Raw genomic sequence first — 16,995 nt, 5'->3', positions numbered from 1 at the left:
ACAGTTCTAAAGAAGAGCTGTTTTTTTGATGGAAAGGATAAAGTATGAATTTAGAAGAACTCAAGCAACGGCGAGATGAGCTTGTGCAAGACAATGCTTGGATGGATAATTTAATTAAGGAAAAAGAGGAAGAGTTATGGGAATTGAAGGTAAGAGGTATTGCAGCTTCTGAGCTAGCGAGATCGGCATTGGAATCTGCTTTACGCTCTGCAGGAATTGTAGATACCTTTTACGGCCCAGATAATGGAAAGAAAGGAACAGAATGACACGTTTAGGCAGTGAATTTTTAAAGGCTTTAGATAGCTACGAAAGGCCAGTTTTAGGGTATATGACACTGAGACAGTTAGTGCTACTATTTGGTATCGCATTGACAGTAGTTGTCACAACCATCCTCTATTGGCTGAAGGCACCTGATACTATTCTTTATGGCGTTGATATTTTGTTATTAGCGCCTTTTGTTATTTTCGGGTGTTATTTCGATGAGAAAATTAAAGATAATGTTCGTTTCATGTTAACCAAGCAGGAACGCTCTTATCAGACAGATTATGACAGAAAGGAATACACAAGAAATGAATTTATTCGGCCGAAAGAAAACCCCGAAACTCTCTAAGGAGGAACGGGAACGGGCCAAACGTCTAAGACGTACCATGACGGCATCTACACAGAATAGTCTTAATTATCAATGGTTGATGCCTGATGGCCTCATGAAAATTACAAATGATCAATTTTCAAAGACCTATCGCCTAGGTGATACAAGCTATATTACTGCAACAGATGATGAGCGAATTGATATTATTGAAACAAGCGCTGATATTTTTAATTCGCTGGACATTGACAATGATATGCAGCTATTGATCCTGAATCGTAGGGTAGAAAGCAACAGCTTATCTTCTATCCGCTATGATTTGGTTGGAGATGGATATGACGATTATCGTAAAGAATACAATGCGATGATCAATGATCGTTTCTCTCAGGAACAAAATACCTTCAAGGTAGAAAAATATCTGACGATTACAACCCAAACAGATCAGGATCATCAAGCTAGAAGAATCCTTGATGATACAGCCAGCGTTATTGAAAGTCAATACAGTGGCTTAGGAATCTCCTTTAAGGAGTTAGAGGGATTAGATCGTCTTCTTATATTCCGAAAACTCTTGAGGCGAGAAGGCTTTATTGATTTTAACTATGAAGACATCTCTATTTCTGGATTATCCACCAGGGACTTTGTAGCTCCAAACTATCTGAAGTTTGAAAAAGATCATATGAGAATTGATGATTGTTTCGCAAGGGTGATGTATGTTAGACAATATCCTACCTTCTTGAATGACAAACTGATTAAGAATATCCTGGATACAGGAATTGAACTGGCTATCAGTCTGCATGCGAAACCCTATGATACTGCAGACGCCCTGAAGAAGATTAAGACAGTTAAGTCAAGTGTACGTAGGGAAATGATCAAAAGTCAGAAGACTGCCGCAAAAGAAGGTTATGGAAGTGACCTGGCCGTTGGTGGGAAAGCTGTGGAGACATCTCGTGAAACAGAGAAATGGACTGAAGAACTCCAGGACAATGACCAAAAAATGTTTTCAGGTGTGATGACGATTTTCTTCATGGCTGACACTCTGGAAGAGTTGAATATCTACACAGAGCAGGTTCAACGATCTGTTCGTAAGAATACAGTAGACCTGGATAAGTGTTACTTGTACCAGGAAGAATCCTTGAATACGATTCTACCGATTGGGATTCCATTTATCAATGTGAAACGCCGTTTTATGAGAGATATGACTACCAGTAACTTGGCCACACAAGTTCCATTTACCAACGTAGATCTTCGATCTGACAGTCAGCGTGCAATTTATTATGGCCAGAATCAGCTCTCTAAGAACGCTATCACAGTTGACCGTAAAAAAGACTTGAATACAGGTTCAGGTTGTATCTTTGGGATTTCAGGATCAGGAAAGTCAGTTCTTGCCAAAGGAGGAGAGATTATTCCTACCAAACTACGTTACCCTGAAGATAATACCATTATCGTCGATCCTGAAGATGAATACAGTGATATTGGCCGAGAATTAGGTGCTGAAATCATCACAATCGCTCCTGGGTCACAACATCACTTCAACTTGTTGGATCTCCCTGATAAGGATAAACTGCAGGCAGAAGATAGTGACCCGATTGGCCAAAAATCAAACCTCTTATCAACCTTGTTTGAGAATATATTCTCTGAAGTATCAGACGATGAATTTGCGATGATTGACCGTGTAACGAGAAAGACCTATGAGGAATTTGAAAAACCAACATTTAAGGATTGGCAAGCTGTTTTAGAACGTCAACCTGAAGATGTGGCCAAGGAGTTGGCGCTGAAAGCAGAACCTTATACTATCGGTTCAAACGATATCTTTGCACATCCTACAAATGTCAATATGAATAGTCGCTTTATTATCTTTAACCTCAAGCAGTTGAGTGGTAAATTGAAGCCATTTGCCCTTCTGGTGATTCAGGACTTCATCTGGAACCAGGTAGTCAATAACCAAGGTAGAACCATTACATGGTTGTACTTTGATGAGTTGCAGCTATACTTCAAAAATAAACTGCAAGCAACCTTCTTTACCGAACTATACTCACGTATTCGTAAGTACGGGGCTATTCCAACAGGAATTACACAGAACCCAGAGACTGTTTTATCTACAGAAGAAGGTAGAAAGCTAGTCGCAAACTGTGAGTTTTTAGCCCTCCTGAAGCTGAAGCGGACAGACCTAGAAGCCCTGGAGCAGGTCATCCCTCTTACACCTTCACTGGAGCGATTTGTTTTGCGACCAAAAGCAAAAGGTACTGGTTTGATCGTGGCTGGAGATACGATTGTTCCATTTGAAAATCCTATCCCTAAAGATACCAAACTGTATCAATTGGTAGCGACAGATAGTTAAAAAATAGAAAGAGAGGTGATTTCTTTTGTTTGAAAGTGATCCCAAACAATTAAAAGAGGAGCGCAAGAGGAGAATCAAAGAAGGAACATCCCTCAATAATAAAAAAGCTCCTAAAGAAGCACGTTTAGATTCAAAAGTTGCATTTAAAAAAGCTAAGAAGAATTATCGCTTAGCGAACAAAGATTATAAACTACACAAAGGACCTCAAGCAACAGCTAGAGGTCTTTTCTTTAAGCAACAACGTGATCGAGCAAAGTTAGAAAAACAAATTGCAACAACGCTCTATAAACGAGCTAAAAAGGCTGATGACAGTTATATCCCTAATCGCCTAAAGAAACGTGCAAAACAAAGTGCTCGAATGAAAGCGAGACACGACGTTGAGAAGACAGTCAGAGATAATGAGATTCTTGGAGACTGGGTTCAGGCGAGGCAAAACATTCGTCAATTTAAGTACCAGGTAAACGCCTCTAAAAGAGCGTTAAATGCTGTAGGAAAGTTATCCAAGTATTCAATCAAGCACAGCTATGGACAGCTCAATAAAAGCTATAATTTCATCAGAGGGCGAGGGTATACTCGAACACCAAAAGAGTTCTCCTGGGAAGGAAAACTCAGCAAAAAAATGAAACATGCCAAAAAGCGACTGGGACGTTCAAAGTTTGGGAAGGCATCAAAACGTACAGGAAAAGTCTTAAAGTTTTCGTCAAAAATACTACGTTCGATTTTAACAAATCCTTTAGCTGTCAAGTCCTATTTCTTAATGTTTCTCATCTTTGCAGTATTTGGGATATTTATGTCTGTTTTTGGAGGAAGTGGTCCTGTCCAACAAAATGAATTTGACTTGAACAAATCCTGGCTTCAAATCAGTAAACGAGATCGAGAGAAGTCCAATGATAAGGTAGACTATTGGACAAACATCGATGACATGATCTTTTTCATGAACTTTCGCTACGGTAGCGATTGGAAACCAGAAAGTAACTGGAATGAGGGGACTGGTGGTGAATGGGCTGGGGCGTTAGGTTTTAATCACTATTCTGATGCCTTGAATGATCTTTGGAATCATTTGAATGATGACCCTCACAACTTGAAAAAGATGGTTGACTTATATGGTCCCTCATCAGAACTAAAGTGGGCTAAGTTGAGTGATAGCGAGCTGGAAGAGTATAAAGAGCTAGAGGAGTTGACTAAAGAGGTTGGTCGATACCCCTCTTATCAAGAACTAGCTAACCCTTTTTACCAGGAAGACGACCCTTCTTATCAAGCTCCTCTAGTTATCCTGAAGAGATTTGGTTATACCTCTAAGAGTGAAATTTATGAAAAAACACAACTAAAAGCTTCAACAGGACAAGCTCTAAGAGCTCCTATTGACGGTCAAGTCAGTGTGACAGGTGATACTACTGTATCCATCAAAACAGATAAAGCCATCTTTACTTATGAAGAGGTAGGAAATATCCGTGTTTCTGACGGTGATCAGGTCAAAGCTGGAGATGAGGTTGGGAAGGTAACGGCAAATGGTTACCAGATCATTCAGTATCAAAAATTGGAGGAAAAAGAGACAAAGGATAAGAAAGAAAAGTGGACATCAGTTAATCCAGGCTTTTACTTTCAATCTGTCACGTACAATCAGACAACCTCAGTCATTACCACACTTAATGGCGATTTGGGGCAAAAATCACGAGCGATAAAAGATTACTTGAAGCAAAAGGTACCAGGGCTAACAGATAATGGTTTGGCAGCCATGCTTGGGAACTTTGCAACTGAAAGTAATATCAATCCTAAACGTGCTGAAGGAGACTATCTTAGCCCACCAGTAGGGGCTGATTCTTCTTCATGGGATGATGAGTCCTGGTTAGCTATAGGAGGACCAGCGATTTATAACGGGAGATACCCAAATATTCTTCGACGAGGTTTAGGATTGGGACAGTGGACAGATACAGCGGATGGCTCCACGAGACATACTCTATTATTAAACTATGCAAAATCTAAGAATAAGAAGTGGTATGATTTGGAATTGCAACTGGATTTTATGTTGGAGGGGGATACTCCTTACTATATCACAGGACTAACTTCAATTCTAACTAGTACAGAGGATGTAGAGACGCTTACAGAGCGTTTTCTGGTTAATTGGGAAGGAAACTCTGGAGATAAGGTCTTAGAGCGCCAGAATAATGCTAAGCAGATCCACGCTTTTCTTACTCAACAAGTTCGAGGAGGTGGAGCGTTAGCATCTTCCTGGAATTTCCCTGCCGAGTATCAGTCAAAAGTGGAGCACCCTCCTACACAAGCTTCTATGACTACACAACAAGGAAGCGGCTACCCAGTTGGTCAATGTACCTGGTATGCGTATAATCGTTTAGTTGAACTAGGAACGATTACAGACTTATCAGGGTCCTATGGTTACCTTGGAAATGGTCAGGATTGGGTAACAAGCCTAGTCGCAAAAGGATGGAAGTACAGTACGTCACCAACGAGAGGGGCTGTTGTATCAATTCTAGGTGGATTTGGTGGGACACCAGGTGGATACGGTCATGTTGCGATTGTGGAAGCTGTGAACCCAGACGGTTCATTCCTAGTTTCGGAATGTAATGTCCAAGGTGTACAGGATAAGGTCCATTTTCGTGTTCTCTATCCAGCTGACTACTATACATTTGCGACACCGAATTAAAAAAGAAAGAAGGTAAATCATGAAAATGATAGATATGGAGAAATTGAAACTCCTGAAAATAGGAGGAATCTTTATAGGAGTTGTGCTAGTTCTAGGATTCGTATTCTGGATTGGAGCAGCAACCTCATCACAAAAGAAAGCTAAACAGGAAGCTGAAACTACGCAACAAGAAACCAAAGCAGAGGGAAGCGAACTAACGCAAGAATATGTAAAGGAATTTTTGACGGCTTACTTCAATAAGCAGGATCTGGGAGAAAATAGAAATCGCTATTTGCCCTATATGACAGAAGCTGCTTACAATCAGGAAGTGAACTCTGAAGAAGAACCAACGGTACAAACCTATAAGGGCTATGTAGTGGATACACAGATGAAGTCTTCTACCATCTACATCGATCAAGAAAACCATGTTGCCCTAGCTCAAGTGAGATACACTCAGACACAGTTACAGAAGAAGTATGATTATACTAACGCCCAAACAAACGTAGGATCTTCAAGAACCATACGGATTCGCTTCAGCAAGCAAGATGGGAAATACCTGGTAAATCATATTGACCCCATTTTGATTGTGGACAGCTTGAACACCAGCGAAAAGGCGAGTATTCCATCGTTAAACAAACCAATCACTAACCAAACACAAAGTACAGAAGGGAAAAAGGAACAATGACAAAATTAGAAACTTTGGAAAAACAAAAACAGAAAGCGGAAGACCGCTTAGCTGACTATATGGCCAAGGCCAAGAAGGAAGAAGAGAAACTGCAGCAGCTAGAAACTCAAATCATTCTGGCCAAACATGAGGAACGGTCAAACTACTTGGCCGAACATAATTTAACCTGGGCTGATATTGAAACAGCTCTTGCTGAAGGAAAATTGAAAGGAGTTGAAAAAGATGTATCGTTTAATCAATCTGACACAAAACACGACCACAACGTATAAAAATCGGGACCTTGTGTATCAAGCGCTGGAGCGAGAAAATGCTAAGGTTAAACACCAGGAGGCAGAGGCCGTTTTATTGGTAGAGGAACTGGATAAAAAGAATGTAGTGGTGTACCAAGAAGATGTCTATTTGCCGTTTGAGGGGATCGCAGATAGCCTCTTCCTGAAGCCTGGTACGGTTAATAACAAGGAGGCTAAAGTAAAAGAATCAAAAAGCTCACTCTTTAAGCGCCAGCCAAAAACAAAACATCAAGAGAAGACTCCTGAAGAGAAAGCTAAAGCCACTTCCTTGAAACATGAAACTCCCAAACCTCGAACCTCTTCTAAACGCTCTTTTTGGGTGTATTTAGGAAGAGTTCTGGTGTTGTTTGGTCTAGTAGGAAGTCTGACACTTGCTGGCTTATCCCTTACGCTAGTTTACCATCAAGAAAAGCAACTCTCGGCCTTGTCCAAGGAACTTTCAAATCTAAAAACTATTCAGTCAAAAACAGGAGAACTAGATGCCTTTTCACGTTACTTTTTGCCAGCCCTTTACTCTGATAAAGGGAAAATGACTGATTTCGTAGCTCCTCAATTAACGATAGATAGACAAGCAGGTCAACTGCAGTCTGTGATTTTGGAATCTAGCTTGATTGTTGATGAAACAACTTATCAGCTAACCTATGTAGTGGCCGTGAAAGACGGTGAGAACAGAAGTCAGAAACGCTTGGTAGTTACTGTGAAGGAAGAACCTTCAGCGCCTTACGGATTCCAGGTTATTGCTAAGCCAGAACTATCCAATTATCCAAAATAAAGGAGGTATTACATGGATCAAGAAAAAGTCAGTCATTCTCTGGCTTTAAAAGGAAAAGTTACTCTGGAGATGACGATACAAGCTCTGTATGCCCTCGCAAAAGCCCATTATGACAAGAAACAACATAAGGCGGCAAATCGAACTTTTGAAGGGGAGACACGTTTTAATGATTTTATGGCCACCAAATCAAAAAAAGATGTCGAGAAGTTGTTAAATAGTGAAGTTCACTTGGCCAAGTTGAAGCATTACCTGGAGGAGTATAAGATAGGTTTTACTTATCATCAAAAAGATGGTACAACCTATCTCTTCTTTGAAACAAAAAATCGTCCCCTGGTAGAAAAGGCTCTCAAAGATATGTTGGCAGACATCACGAAAAGCCCAGAAAAATTGGAAGAATTTGCGAAAAAGGTGCTGAAGAAACCACATGAAATGACTCCTGAAGATAAAATCAATTACTATAAGACAAATAAGGTCTATAAAGGAACGATGCCAGTAGTTACGAAGGAGATTGGGAAGGAGAAGACACGATGATTAGAAAACCTATATGGCCCTACCTGGTGGTGGGGCTATTTTCATTTGTTATTTTCCAGTCCTTTTACCATTACTACCAACTTTCGACTGCAGCAGTACCTTTCATGGGAATGTTGCGGCTTCGTTGGTTGCTAGAACACTGGGAACGCTTCTCTTTCGGTGTTTTCTTTGATTCAGGAGCCTTATATGCAGGGTTGATCGGATTCGGCCTCCCAATGCTTGTCTATGCTTCTATGGATAAGAATTTATATCGTCAGGGAGAAGAGCAAGGTAGTGCTCGTTTTGCGACTTTGAAGGAAATGAGACGGTTTGAAGACGTTGATTTTGAGAAGAATATGATTTTTTCAAAACAGGTCAAAATGGGCCTATTTAACTTTCGCTTAGCCTACAATGTTCAGCTCAATAAAAATGTGATTGTCATTGGTCTTCCAGGAGATGGTAAAACCTTTACTTTTGTATTGCCAAATTTAATGCAGATGAACTCAAACTTTGTTGTGACGGATCCTAAAGGAAACCTGGTACATGAAGTTGGGAAGATGCTTGAGAAAACTGGCTATGCTGTTAAAATCTTTGATTTGATTCGGCTCAAGAATTCAGATCGGTTTAATCCTTTTCATTACATGAAGTCTGAGCTAGATATTGATCGTATCTCTGAAGCAATTACTGAGGGAACGAAGAATAGTGAGCATACTGGAGAAGACTTCTGGGTTAAAGCAGAGTTGATGCTGCAACGTGCATTGATTGGTTATCTCTATTTTGACTCTAAGGATCCTGAAACTGGAGTCCAGTTATATATGCCAAACCTAGGCCACGTTGCGGATCTATTAAGAAATATGTATCGAGAGGATCCAGATGTACCAAGCCCTGTCGAGCAGATGTTTGAAGAACTGAACGAACATCAACCTAACAACTATGCTTATAAACAGTGGAAATTATTCCAAAACTTCAGAGGCGAGACAAGAAACAGTGTGGTAGCGATTTTGTCTTCTCGCTATTCTATCTTTGATCATGAAGATGTACGAAACTTGATCAGTGAGGATACCATGGAAATGGATACCTGGAATACGAAAAAGACAGCTGTTTTTATTGCTATTCCTGAAACCAATAACGCCTTTAATTTTCTTTCCTCAATCTTGTTTGCGATTGGTTTTGAGGTTCTTACACATAAGGCTGATGATATCTTGCAAGGGAAAGTACCTGGCTACAGTAGAAAAAATCTTCGCCACATTCAGTTTATCTTCGATGAGTTTGCACAAATTGGCCGTATTCCAAACTTCGCCCAGGTCCTCTCTTCTATTCGTAGTCGTGAGATGTCTATTAAGATTATCATCCAAGCTGTCAATCAGCTAGAATCACTTTATAAAAGTGATTGGAAGACCATCTTTAATAACTGTGCTACTCACCTATTTTTAGGGACAAATGACAAGGATACGATGGAATACTATTCTACAAGGTCAGGTAAGCAGACTATACGTACTAGATCCACCTCAAAATCGCATAGTTATCGTAATGGATCATCAAGTGAAAATAAACAAATTCAAGGCCGTCCCCTTCTAACTCCAGATGAAGTCGCAAGAATTGGGGTAGAAGAAGGATTGGTCTTTATTTCTAAACAAAATGTCTTCAGAGATAAAAAAGCAAGTGTCTATGATCATCCTAGAAAAGATGAGATTGCAAGTTCCCCTGAAGGCAAAGAAAACTGGTACGAATACACTCGAAAAGGAACAGACATCGACGGCTTGCTTTTATATGCCAACGATTTGACTCCGCAGCTAAAAGAGTTATTCGTGGCCTAACATACAGAAAGGATAGTAGGATGGAAACACCTAAAACACAATTAGGATACCTGGAGAGTATCTCGCAGGTTCTAGCATTAAAGCTAGAAAATTTAGCCACAGAACGTTATGCTATTTGGCAGCTACTTATACAGGCAGATGAGGAGAGTTTTTATCAATTAGCTCCTCATCTTTTTGTGACAACGAATCAGGAAGATCCATTAGTTGTTAGTGAACTAGATGCAACTCCTGAGGGTTATCTTTTATTCAAGGAATTGGTCGAGGAGGAAACAGGATGGTTTTAACAAAAGCACAGGCAAAATCGCTGGATATTTTAGAAGTAGCTCGTAGTCTCGGAATGGAAATGAAGAGAAAGTCACACCGAGAGTATTACTGGGCCGAGCATGACTCGTTTAAGATTGATACTGTGAAAAATACCTGGCATTGGTATTCTCAAAACCTATTTGGCGATACTATCAATCTCGTGCAACAAATGCAAAATGTCAGCTATAAAGATGCTATGGTATTCTTGGAGACAGGTTCCTTTCCTGAAGCAAAACCAGTAGAGGAAGAGCGAAAACCCTTCAACTATACACTAGCGCCTTACGAACAACCATTTGTGGAGGCGAGAGCCTATCTTAAGGAGATTAGAGGTCTCTCTGATGATACAATCGACTTCTTCCTTGAGAAGGGAGTAATTGCCCAAGCTAAACGTAAGGACAAAGAGGGCGTTATAGAAGACGTATTAGTTTTTAAATACTTGGATAGAAATCAGCAACTGGTAGGTGCGAGCCTTCAGGGACTTGTTCCTGATCAAGAACGTCATCCAGGTAAGGGCTACTTGAAACAAATCATGTATCAATCAGAGGCTATCAGTGGCTTAAACGTTTCTATAGGCTCTCCTGAGCGTTTAATTGTGACAGAGGCACCAATTGACCTTATGAGCTATTATGAGCTTCATAAGGGCGAATTAAACGATGTTCGACTAGTTGCGATGGAAGGATTGAAAGAGGGAGTATTATCCCACTATGTTCTTGAAATGTTACAGGATCGAGGGGAGATTGCGATGGATGAAAGGGATTATACCAAGTCTAGCGAACTAACACGTACCTCGAGATTCCTATCTGTTGCAGCGGAAACCTCCACACTTTTCCAAGATCACAAATACGATGATCTCATCACGTTGGCAGTTGATCGTGATAAAGCAGGTACAGACTTTATCACCAAACTACGGGAGAAGAAAATCCCAGTTATCGATGCAAGACCACCACAACGTGAAGGCCAGGAGAAGACAGACTGGAATGAGATTCTGAGGCAGGAAAAACAAATGGAGAAGACTGAGGAAATTCACTCGTCAAGTTCTTTTCCTGATACCAGCCACCTTTCTCCTGAAGATGCAGCGTGGTTGAAGGAAAACTGGAATAATATAGGTTTTTCAGTAGAGCCTAGAAAACAAATGGTTATTGATTCGGACAAAACAGTGACCTATGAAAAACCTTCCAATCCTCTTGGAGATGGTAGGGAGCCCAAAAAACAAATTCAGAGCACAGAAAAAGCTCCTGAGAGTTCCCAGGAGCAAATGAATGATAGGGCCAGTGGTGGAGAGGGCTATTCACAGCATGATGCTGTAGGCAGTGCCGAACCTGAAGCTGAATTATCAGCAACCTTTGAGCAAACTGTTGCCAGTCACCCGACATCACCCTATCGTTACTTACATTTTAGCACAACTTTTGAGGAAGTGCAACGAAGACAATCGAAATACCATCCAATTACATCTGATGATTTGAAAAGAATGAATCAGTACGCTGGTTCTATTCAGAAATCATCTCAATGGTATTTAGAGGAATTAGCGAATAGTAAAATCTATTATTTCTATTCCAATAATGGAGAGGTGAGTTTGCTAGATGTTAATTTTAAACGAGAAAACTTTTTACACTTAACAGGAATCAGGCCAGTTGTTCCAGGTAGGAATGCTGGAGATTTTGTAGTCGATTTTGCTGAGGGAAGGGGAGACTATAATCAAATACTGGTTAGTAATAGTCTAAAAGAAAAATTACAAGTTATTCCTATGCTAGAGGATATTCTTGATCCTAAATCGTTTGTTTTGGATAACTTAGACGAAGTGAGAATTGCGCAACGACTTAACTTTTCAGAAGCTATCAAGAGTAAAGACGAGGATTTCTTGCTTCTTTTCAAAGATATAGGAGAAGAACGTGTCCCTGCATCTCTCATGAAAATCAAGAGAGATCTAAAAGTTGATGTAGAGAAAACTAAGGAAAAAGTTATACTTGCTGTCTTTCGTGAACGTGATGGTAATATTGAACAGTTGTCTATCAATGAGGATTATGTCAAGGATAGAGGAAATGAGTTGCAAACCATTTTGAAAGATGGCTTGTTTGAAGAAATCAAGCTTGATACAACTAAGGGAATTGAACAAATAACTCCTGAAAACACACTGAATGGCTTACTACTTGATTCAGCTATGTTTACTCAAGTCCTAGATACTGTCTATAATTTAGGTGTGCCAGGTGACATCTCAAAAACTCCAGAAGAATTTCATCAAGCCTGGAATCAGTATCTTGACTATGCGAAACGGTACAATGATAAATTTGACCAGATTGTTGCTGCAGCTGGAGAAGATCATCTTCTAGACACAAATTCAGATTTTTATAAAGAATGGAAACAAGATCATATCTATAAAGAAAACTACCATGTACGCCTTCAATGGGCTGAGGAGCGCCCAGATGGGCCTAAATTGCCCTTTAAAGAAACAGATCTGATATCTTATCAAGATTTTGCTAGAGAGCTTTACAAGGCCAATCAGAGCTTCTATCCGTTACATCAGGAAGGACTAAAACAAGTGACTGATGGTCGCCCAGAAGGTTACATCTCTCCAACTAAGATCCAGTTTAGTATCTACGCTCCCGATGGTGAACTGATCCAGGATGGCATCCGTTACGATATTGGGAATGAGATTAACCCAATCGCTCACAAAGAAAGACTTGGAACACGAGAAATGAGAGAGTACCCAGAATTGATGAAGATAGATGGGGCCATATTCACTCCGTATCATCTGGAGAGATTGGCGAGTGAGTTAGATATTTCTCAGTTCAGTTACGCTTTAGAAGATACTCTTTACGCAGATCAACTTTTATCCCAACTCCCATTTGGAGATTTGGAAAATAGTCCAATTGGATTTACAGATAGTAGTCATGATGGTCGCCTTGGATTTATCTCTTTTGATGGAATGGATAGTGTTGAGGTCGAAAATCTATCTGCTTGGTTTGAGAAGTTGGGAGTCAAAGACTCACCTATGGAACAATTGGCCCTTATTGAAAAATGGCAAAAAGAAATCAAAGGTTTATCAGAAAAAGTTGAACAAACGATCTCCACAGTCCGAGAAGAATTTGAGAAATCACAAGAGGAAGAAATCAAACTAGAAGAACAAGGCTACAACAAGCAGGAGTTGGAACATGATGCGGATGCTGATGGTGTTTCTGATGAGGAGGAGTTGCTTCAGGGAACGAATCCGTATGATTTTAGATCGAAACCAGGTTCTAAACCAGAGGGCGAGGAGAGTCTACAAGCGGACGAAGTTGTGTTAGCAGCTGGCAGTCTTGCAGTCGTAGATTTTATTCAAAATAAAGATATGGCAGGATTAAGTCGTCATTTTAAAGAAGGGATTAAGGAGTTTCTGGATTCAGATAAGTACAAAGACTATCTAACGAAAATGAGCCAACTAAATAATTATTCTAATCGCAACTTACGCTTAATTCTTGCACAAAATCCTGAAGCAAGGCAAGTAGCTTCTTTCAAGCAGTGGAAAGAAAACTTTGGTCGCTATGTGAAAAAAGGTGAGAAGGCTTTACGTATTTTTAAACCTATGACGAAGATCAAAAAGGATGAGAATAACCAACCAATACTGGATAAAAATGGGAAACCAGAAACAGTTACATTCTTTGGTTTGGTACCAGTTTTTGATGTTAGTCAGACAGAAGGAAAGGAGATGCCAAAAGCTGCAGAAGTGAAAGAACAGCTGACTGATTTGGACTATGCAAATCTTTACCGTGCCCTAATGGCTATTGCAAAAGAAAATGATGTATCGGTTCGATTTGAAGAGATGGAAAATAATAAACATGGATATTATTCTGTCCCAGAAAATCAAATTGTTTTACGTAGTAATGAGATGAACAAGGCTCAAATTATTAAAACTTTCTTACATGAAATGGCTCATGCAGAGTTGCATCATGCAGATAATCCTCAAAAGGAAAATCTAACTAGAAGCACCGCTGAACTCCAGGCTGAAAGTGTCGCTTATGTCGTTTCTTCATACTATGGTATTGATACGTCAGAGTATTCCTTTAACTATCTATCTGGGTGGTCTGCAGATAAGGAGACACTTGCTGATTTAGAAGCACAGTTGGATATTGTCCAACAAGAAGCTAAAAGTTTAATGGTTCGGATGGATCAAGCATTGGAACAATTAAGATTGAGTCAGGAGAAACAAACGAAGCGTAGTTTTGAACAAAAACTAGAGAAGTTTCAAGATCAGAGCAAGCAGGCTGTCGAAGATCACAAGCAGGAGTTGAAAGCAGATGCACAATCAAAAAAAGAGAAGGGTTTCTCGAAATGACCGAACGGGACACCCCAAATAAACCCAAGGTCAAATTAAAAACAAACCATCATCAAGGAGGACAACACTCATGACCAATGAACAAGAAGAACAACTTATCATCATCCTCTCAGACTTTATTCCAATCATGGATGGAGACAGAGTTCAAGGAGTATCGCCAAACGCTAAAGACTTGACTCGCCAAAAAGTTCTGGAGCAACTAGAGGAAGAACAGTCTCAACTACCTGAAGGAGATCCAGCTCTTTTGGAGTGGGAAGAAGAAAATATTGAGCTACTCAAGATGATTACAGATGAAGAATTTCAAGCTGTACTCACTGAAAAAATCTTACTGACAGAAATACAAATTGGGCAGTCTATTTTCCAGCCTCTAACTACTCAACAACTTTCTGTCCTAGCTGAAAAGTTGCAAGGTCAGAAAGAAAAAAGTGTAGAAAATAGTGATAAGCAATCATCTATTTTCAAAAACATCTTCAGTTGGTTACGATAAATTGTTAGAAGTTGTACTCCAAAAGATATAAGAAAGGGGCTTGGGGATTTCCCCAAAACTGAGAAAATCAAGAAGGAAAACTGCAGGGTTCTCCTTCTCTGATTTTTTTAAATTTCGCAAATGGATATCCATTTGCTACGCTTGCCACAAGGAAGTCAGGGGCTGATGCCTGGTCAGAAAATGCCAGAGCCTTTGAGAGAAAGAGGATAAAAAAATAATGCAGAAACGAGAAAATAGAAAACGCTATATACAAAAATTGATACGACTAACACCAGAGGAAGATCGTCAAATTAAAACGGCGATGGCCCAAATGGGAGTTCCATCTTTTCAATACTATGCGAAGAATCAACTGGTACAAGGGAAGGTGGTTCAAATTGATTTTTCTGAATTGAAAGACCTTCGAGTTGCTATCAATCGAGTGGGCACGAACATCAACCAAATTGCCAAGCTTGCTAACGAAAATCAAGGGGTTACGACAGAGGAAGTAGCACAAGTTATTGACTATTTATCTGAGTTGAAAGAGATGGTAGCTGCCAAACTTTCTAGCGCAGAGAAGAAAAGTTTACAGGAGCGAAAAGTAAAAACTATAAGGACGTATGACGAATGGTAGTAATCAAAGCACCCAAACAAATTAAAACTCCTTCCAATTTAAAAATAGCTGTACGCTATATTCTGAATGAAGCGAAAACACTTGTGTCAGAAACCGCAGAAAGTGATCTTGATTTTCCTCTTGTCTATCATAATGGTGAACTTCAAATGAAGCTAGTATCTGGCAATGGGATCTCTGATTTTAGCGTAGCAGATGAGGAAATGGTTATGACAAAATTGGCTGCAGCCTTTAAAAAAGGAGATGATGACTTGAAAGAATTATCTTCAGGAAAACAAGTATTGGCCCATCACATTATCCAGTCTTTTTCTCCAGATGATAACTTGACTCCTGAGCAGGTTCATGAAATTGGCCGTCAAACGATGTTAGAATTGACAGGTGGAAATTATGAGTTTGTGATCGCAACCCACACGGATAAAGATCATCTTCATAACCATATCATACTTAATACCACCAATACCTCAACGCTCAAGAAATTTCGTTGGGAAAAGAAAACCTTGAAAAATTTGAGAGCCATTTCGGACAAACATGCGGCACGATACGGCGCTAAAATTATTGAGCCTACTATGAAAAATTCTTATACAAAGTATTCTGCTTGGCGGAGACAAAATAATTATCGGTTTGAAATTAAGGAGCGTCTGGATTTTCTTCTGAAGCACTCTTTGTCGTTAGAAGATTTCAAACAAAAGTCAGCTGCGCTTAATCTTCAGATTGATTTCTCTGGAAAATTTGTGAAGTATAAATTGCTCGATCAGCCCCAACAAAGAAATGTCCGAGATGATACATTATCGAAGAAAGGACTCTATTCTCTTGAAAAAATAAAAGAGAGAATTTCTAAGAATCAGTTAGTTTTTGATGTGGAGGAATTGAAAGAACAATACCAAGAATCAAAAGAAAAAACGGCAAATGATTTTGAATTGAAATTGGAAGTGGAATCCTGGCAGGTCGAGCAAGAAAGCAAGCAAGGCATTTACGTGCAGATGGATATGGGAGCTTTAAATAGTGGTACAATTTTAATACCTTCTCATAAAGTTGATAAAAATGAGGATGGAAATTATACCATCTATATCAAAGAGAAAGACTATTTTTATTTTCTCAATCCTGATCAATCACAAAAAAATCGGTACATGATGGGTTTGACTGTCGCAAGACAATTGGCCAAACAAAATGGTGAGACAGTCGTAACTAAAAATGCTCAAATTTCCTCTATACGTGAGCTGATTAAGGAATATAATTTCTTAGTCGAGCACGGCGTGATAGATGGAGCACAATTTCAACATTTGGAAGATCGTTTTAATGAAAAGATTGAGATTACCCTGGAGGAATTAAGACAACTAGATGAGCGACTTGGACGTTATCATAAAATTGAAGGAGCACTTTTAGCCATCCAGAAATCTCCAGAAAATAGTCTTGTAGCGGTACAACTATTGGATGATTTAGGAGTTCCAAAAGATATGGGACTGGAAGATGTCAGTCAACTGATCAAACAATTCCAAATTGAAAAAGGAGCCTTACAAGAGTTCTTTGATGATACATTAAAACATTACACAGATTATAGAGATGTTAAGGAGCACGTGCGTAGTCGTGAAGAGAAAGTTGACCGACGTTTTGAAGATGAAAAAACCTTGTAAAAGTTTCTGATATTTTCAA

The 16,995-nt window shown here is 39.6% G+C and carries 14 protein-coding genes; all 14 read left to right on the top strand.

Annotated elements, in window-relative coordinates:
* Positions 1–44 precede the first annotated feature (44 nt).
* The 14 genes from HMPREF1125_RS04995 (at position 45) to HMPREF1125_RS04930 (ending at position 16,976) form a co-directional block, all read left to right on the top strand.
* A complete protein-coding gene (locus HMPREF1125_RS04995) occupies positions 45–266 on the top strand; it encodes a hypothetical protein (protein WP_001047223.1) in 222 nt (73 codons plus the stop codon).
* Positions 263–610, top strand: a complete 348-nt coding sequence (locus tag HMPREF1125_RS04990) for a PrgI family mobile element protein (RefSeq protein WP_000197459.1) — start codon at positions 263–265, stop codon at positions 608–610. The genes HMPREF1125_RS04995 and HMPREF1125_RS04990 overlap by 4 nt, the downstream gene beginning before the upstream one ends.
* Positions 570–2,924 (top strand): VirB4-like conjugal transfer ATPase, CD1110 family, encoded by a 2,355-nt coding sequence (locus HMPREF1125_RS04985; RefSeq protein WP_004181553.1) that lies wholly within the window; start codon positions 570–572, stop codon positions 2,922–2,924. The genes HMPREF1125_RS04990 and HMPREF1125_RS04985 overlap by 41 nt, the downstream gene beginning before the upstream one ends.
* A gap of 25 nt (positions 2,925–2,949) precedes the next feature.
* A complete protein-coding gene (locus HMPREF1125_RS04980) occupies positions 2,950–5,586 on the top strand; it encodes a phage tail tip lysozyme (protein ID WP_000463016.1) in 2,637 nt (878 codons plus the stop codon).
* 19 nt (positions 5,587–5,605) lie between these two features.
* On the top strand, positions 5,606–6,250 hold the full coding sequence (locus tag HMPREF1125_RS04975) for a hypothetical protein (RefSeq protein ID WP_000781848.1): 645 nt from the start codon (positions 5,606–5,608) through the stop codon (positions 6,248–6,250).
* Positions 6,247–6,519, top strand: coding sequence for a hypothetical protein (locus HMPREF1125_RS04970; RefSeq protein WP_000163600.1), 273 nt, complete (start codon positions 6,247–6,249; stop codon positions 6,517–6,519). Before HMPREF1125_RS04975 ends, HMPREF1125_RS04970 begins: the two co-directional genes overlap by 4 nt.
* Positions 6,473–7,312: a hypothetical protein gene (locus tag HMPREF1125_RS04965; RefSeq protein WP_000286064.1), complete on the top strand. Its 840-nt coding sequence runs from the start codon at positions 6,473–6,475 to the stop codon at positions 7,310–7,312. Before HMPREF1125_RS04970 ends, HMPREF1125_RS04965 begins: the two co-directional genes overlap by 47 nt.
* Before the next feature lie 12 nt (positions 7,313–7,324).
* A complete protein-coding gene (locus tag HMPREF1125_RS04960) occupies positions 7,325–7,843 on the top strand; it encodes a hypothetical protein (RefSeq protein WP_000371854.1) in 519 nt (172 codons plus the stop codon).
* Positions 7,840–9,639, top strand: coding sequence for a VirD4-like conjugal transfer protein, CD1115 family (locus HMPREF1125_RS04955; protein WP_000619817.1), 1,800 nt, complete (start codon positions 7,840–7,842; stop codon positions 9,637–9,639). Before HMPREF1125_RS04960 ends, HMPREF1125_RS04955 begins: the two co-directional genes overlap by 4 nt.
* Positions 9,640–9,659: 20 nt before the next feature.
* Positions 9,660–9,923, top strand: a complete 264-nt coding sequence (locus HMPREF1125_RS04950; RefSeq protein WP_000449753.1) for a hypothetical protein — start codon at positions 9,660–9,662, stop codon at positions 9,921–9,923.
* Positions 9,914–14,251, top strand: a complete 4,338-nt coding sequence (locus HMPREF1125_RS04945; RefSeq protein ID WP_000244579.1) for a PBECR4 domain-containing protein — start codon at positions 9,914–9,916, stop codon at positions 14,249–14,251. The genes HMPREF1125_RS04950 and HMPREF1125_RS04945 overlap by 10 nt, the downstream gene beginning before the upstream one ends.
* A 70-nt stretch (positions 14,252–14,321) precedes the next feature.
* On the top strand, positions 14,322–14,738 hold the full coding sequence (locus HMPREF1125_RS04940; protein WP_000180613.1) for a hypothetical protein: 417 nt from the start codon (positions 14,322–14,324) through the stop codon (positions 14,736–14,738).
* 217 nt (positions 14,739–14,955) lie between these two features.
* Positions 14,956–15,348: a plasmid mobilization relaxosome protein MobC gene (gene mobC, locus HMPREF1125_RS04935; RefSeq protein ID WP_001171917.1), complete on the top strand. Its 393-nt coding sequence runs from the start codon at positions 14,956–14,958 to the stop codon at positions 15,346–15,348.
* The gene (locus HMPREF1125_RS04930) at positions 15,342–16,976 is read left to right on the top strand and encodes a relaxase/mobilization nuclease domain-containing protein (RefSeq protein ID WP_000260294.1); all 1,635 of its coding nucleotides are present in this window, start codon (positions 15,342–15,344) and stop codon (positions 16,974–16,976) included. Before mobC ends, HMPREF1125_RS04930 begins: the two co-directional genes overlap by 7 nt.
* Positions 16,977–16,995 lie beyond the last annotated feature (19 nt).

It is taken from the genome of Streptococcus oralis SK304 (genome assembly GCF_000287715.1).
Lineage (GTDB): Bacteria > Bacillota > Bacilli > Lactobacillales > Streptococcaceae > Streptococcus > Streptococcus oralis_Y.
Note: the sequence above shows the minus strand (reverse complement) of the source record. Positions and strands in the feature narration are given on the sequence as shown.

Bases quoted from the DNA above. Each gene is read 5' to 3' on its own strand.
- HMPREF1125_RS04970 (WP_000163600.1), top strand. From the start codon at position 6,247: ATGACAAAATTAGAAACTTTGGAAAAACAAAAACAGAAAGCGGAAGAC.
- HMPREF1125_RS04940 (WP_000180613.1), top strand. From the start codon at position 14,322: ATGACCAATGAACAAGAAGAACAACTTATCATCATCCTCTCAGACTTT.
- HMPREF1125_RS04930 (WP_000260294.1), top strand. From the start codon at position 15,342: ATGGTAGTAATCAAAGCACCCAAACAAATTAAAACTCCTTCCAATTTA.
- HMPREF1125_RS04955 (WP_000619817.1), top strand. From the start codon at position 7,840: ATGATTAGAAAACCTATATGGCCCTACCTGGTGGTGGGGCTATTTTCA.
- HMPREF1125_RS04950 (WP_000449753.1), top strand. From the start codon at position 9,660: ATGGAAACACCTAAAACACAATTAGGATACCTGGAGAGTATCTCGCAG.
- HMPREF1125_RS04990 (WP_000197459.1), top strand. From the start codon at position 263: ATGACACGTTTAGGCAGTGAATTTTTAAAGGCTTTAGATAGCTACGAA.
- HMPREF1125_RS04985 (WP_004181553.1), top strand. From the start codon at position 570: ATGAATTTATTCGGCCGAAAGAAAACCCCGAAACTCTCTAAGGAGGAA.
- HMPREF1125_RS04995 (WP_001047223.1), top strand. From the start codon at position 45: ATGAATTTAGAAGAACTCAAGCAACGGCGAGATGAGCTTGTGCAAGAC.
- HMPREF1125_RS04960 (WP_000371854.1), top strand. From the start codon at position 7,325: ATGGATCAAGAAAAAGTCAGTCATTCTCTGGCTTTAAAAGGAAAAGTT.
- HMPREF1125_RS04975 (WP_000781848.1), top strand. From the start codon at position 5,606: ATGAAAATGATAGATATGGAGAAATTGAAACTCCTGAAAATAGGAGGA.
- HMPREF1125_RS04945 (WP_000244579.1), top strand. From the start codon at position 9,914: ATGGTTTTAACAAAAGCACAGGCAAAATCGCTGGATATTTTAGAAGTA.
- mobC (WP_001171917.1), top strand. From the start codon at position 14,956: ATGCAGAAACGAGAAAATAGAAAACGCTATATACAAAAATTGATACGA.
- HMPREF1125_RS04965 (WP_000286064.1), top strand. From the start codon at position 6,473: ATGTATCGTTTAATCAATCTGACACAAAACACGACCACAACGTATAAA.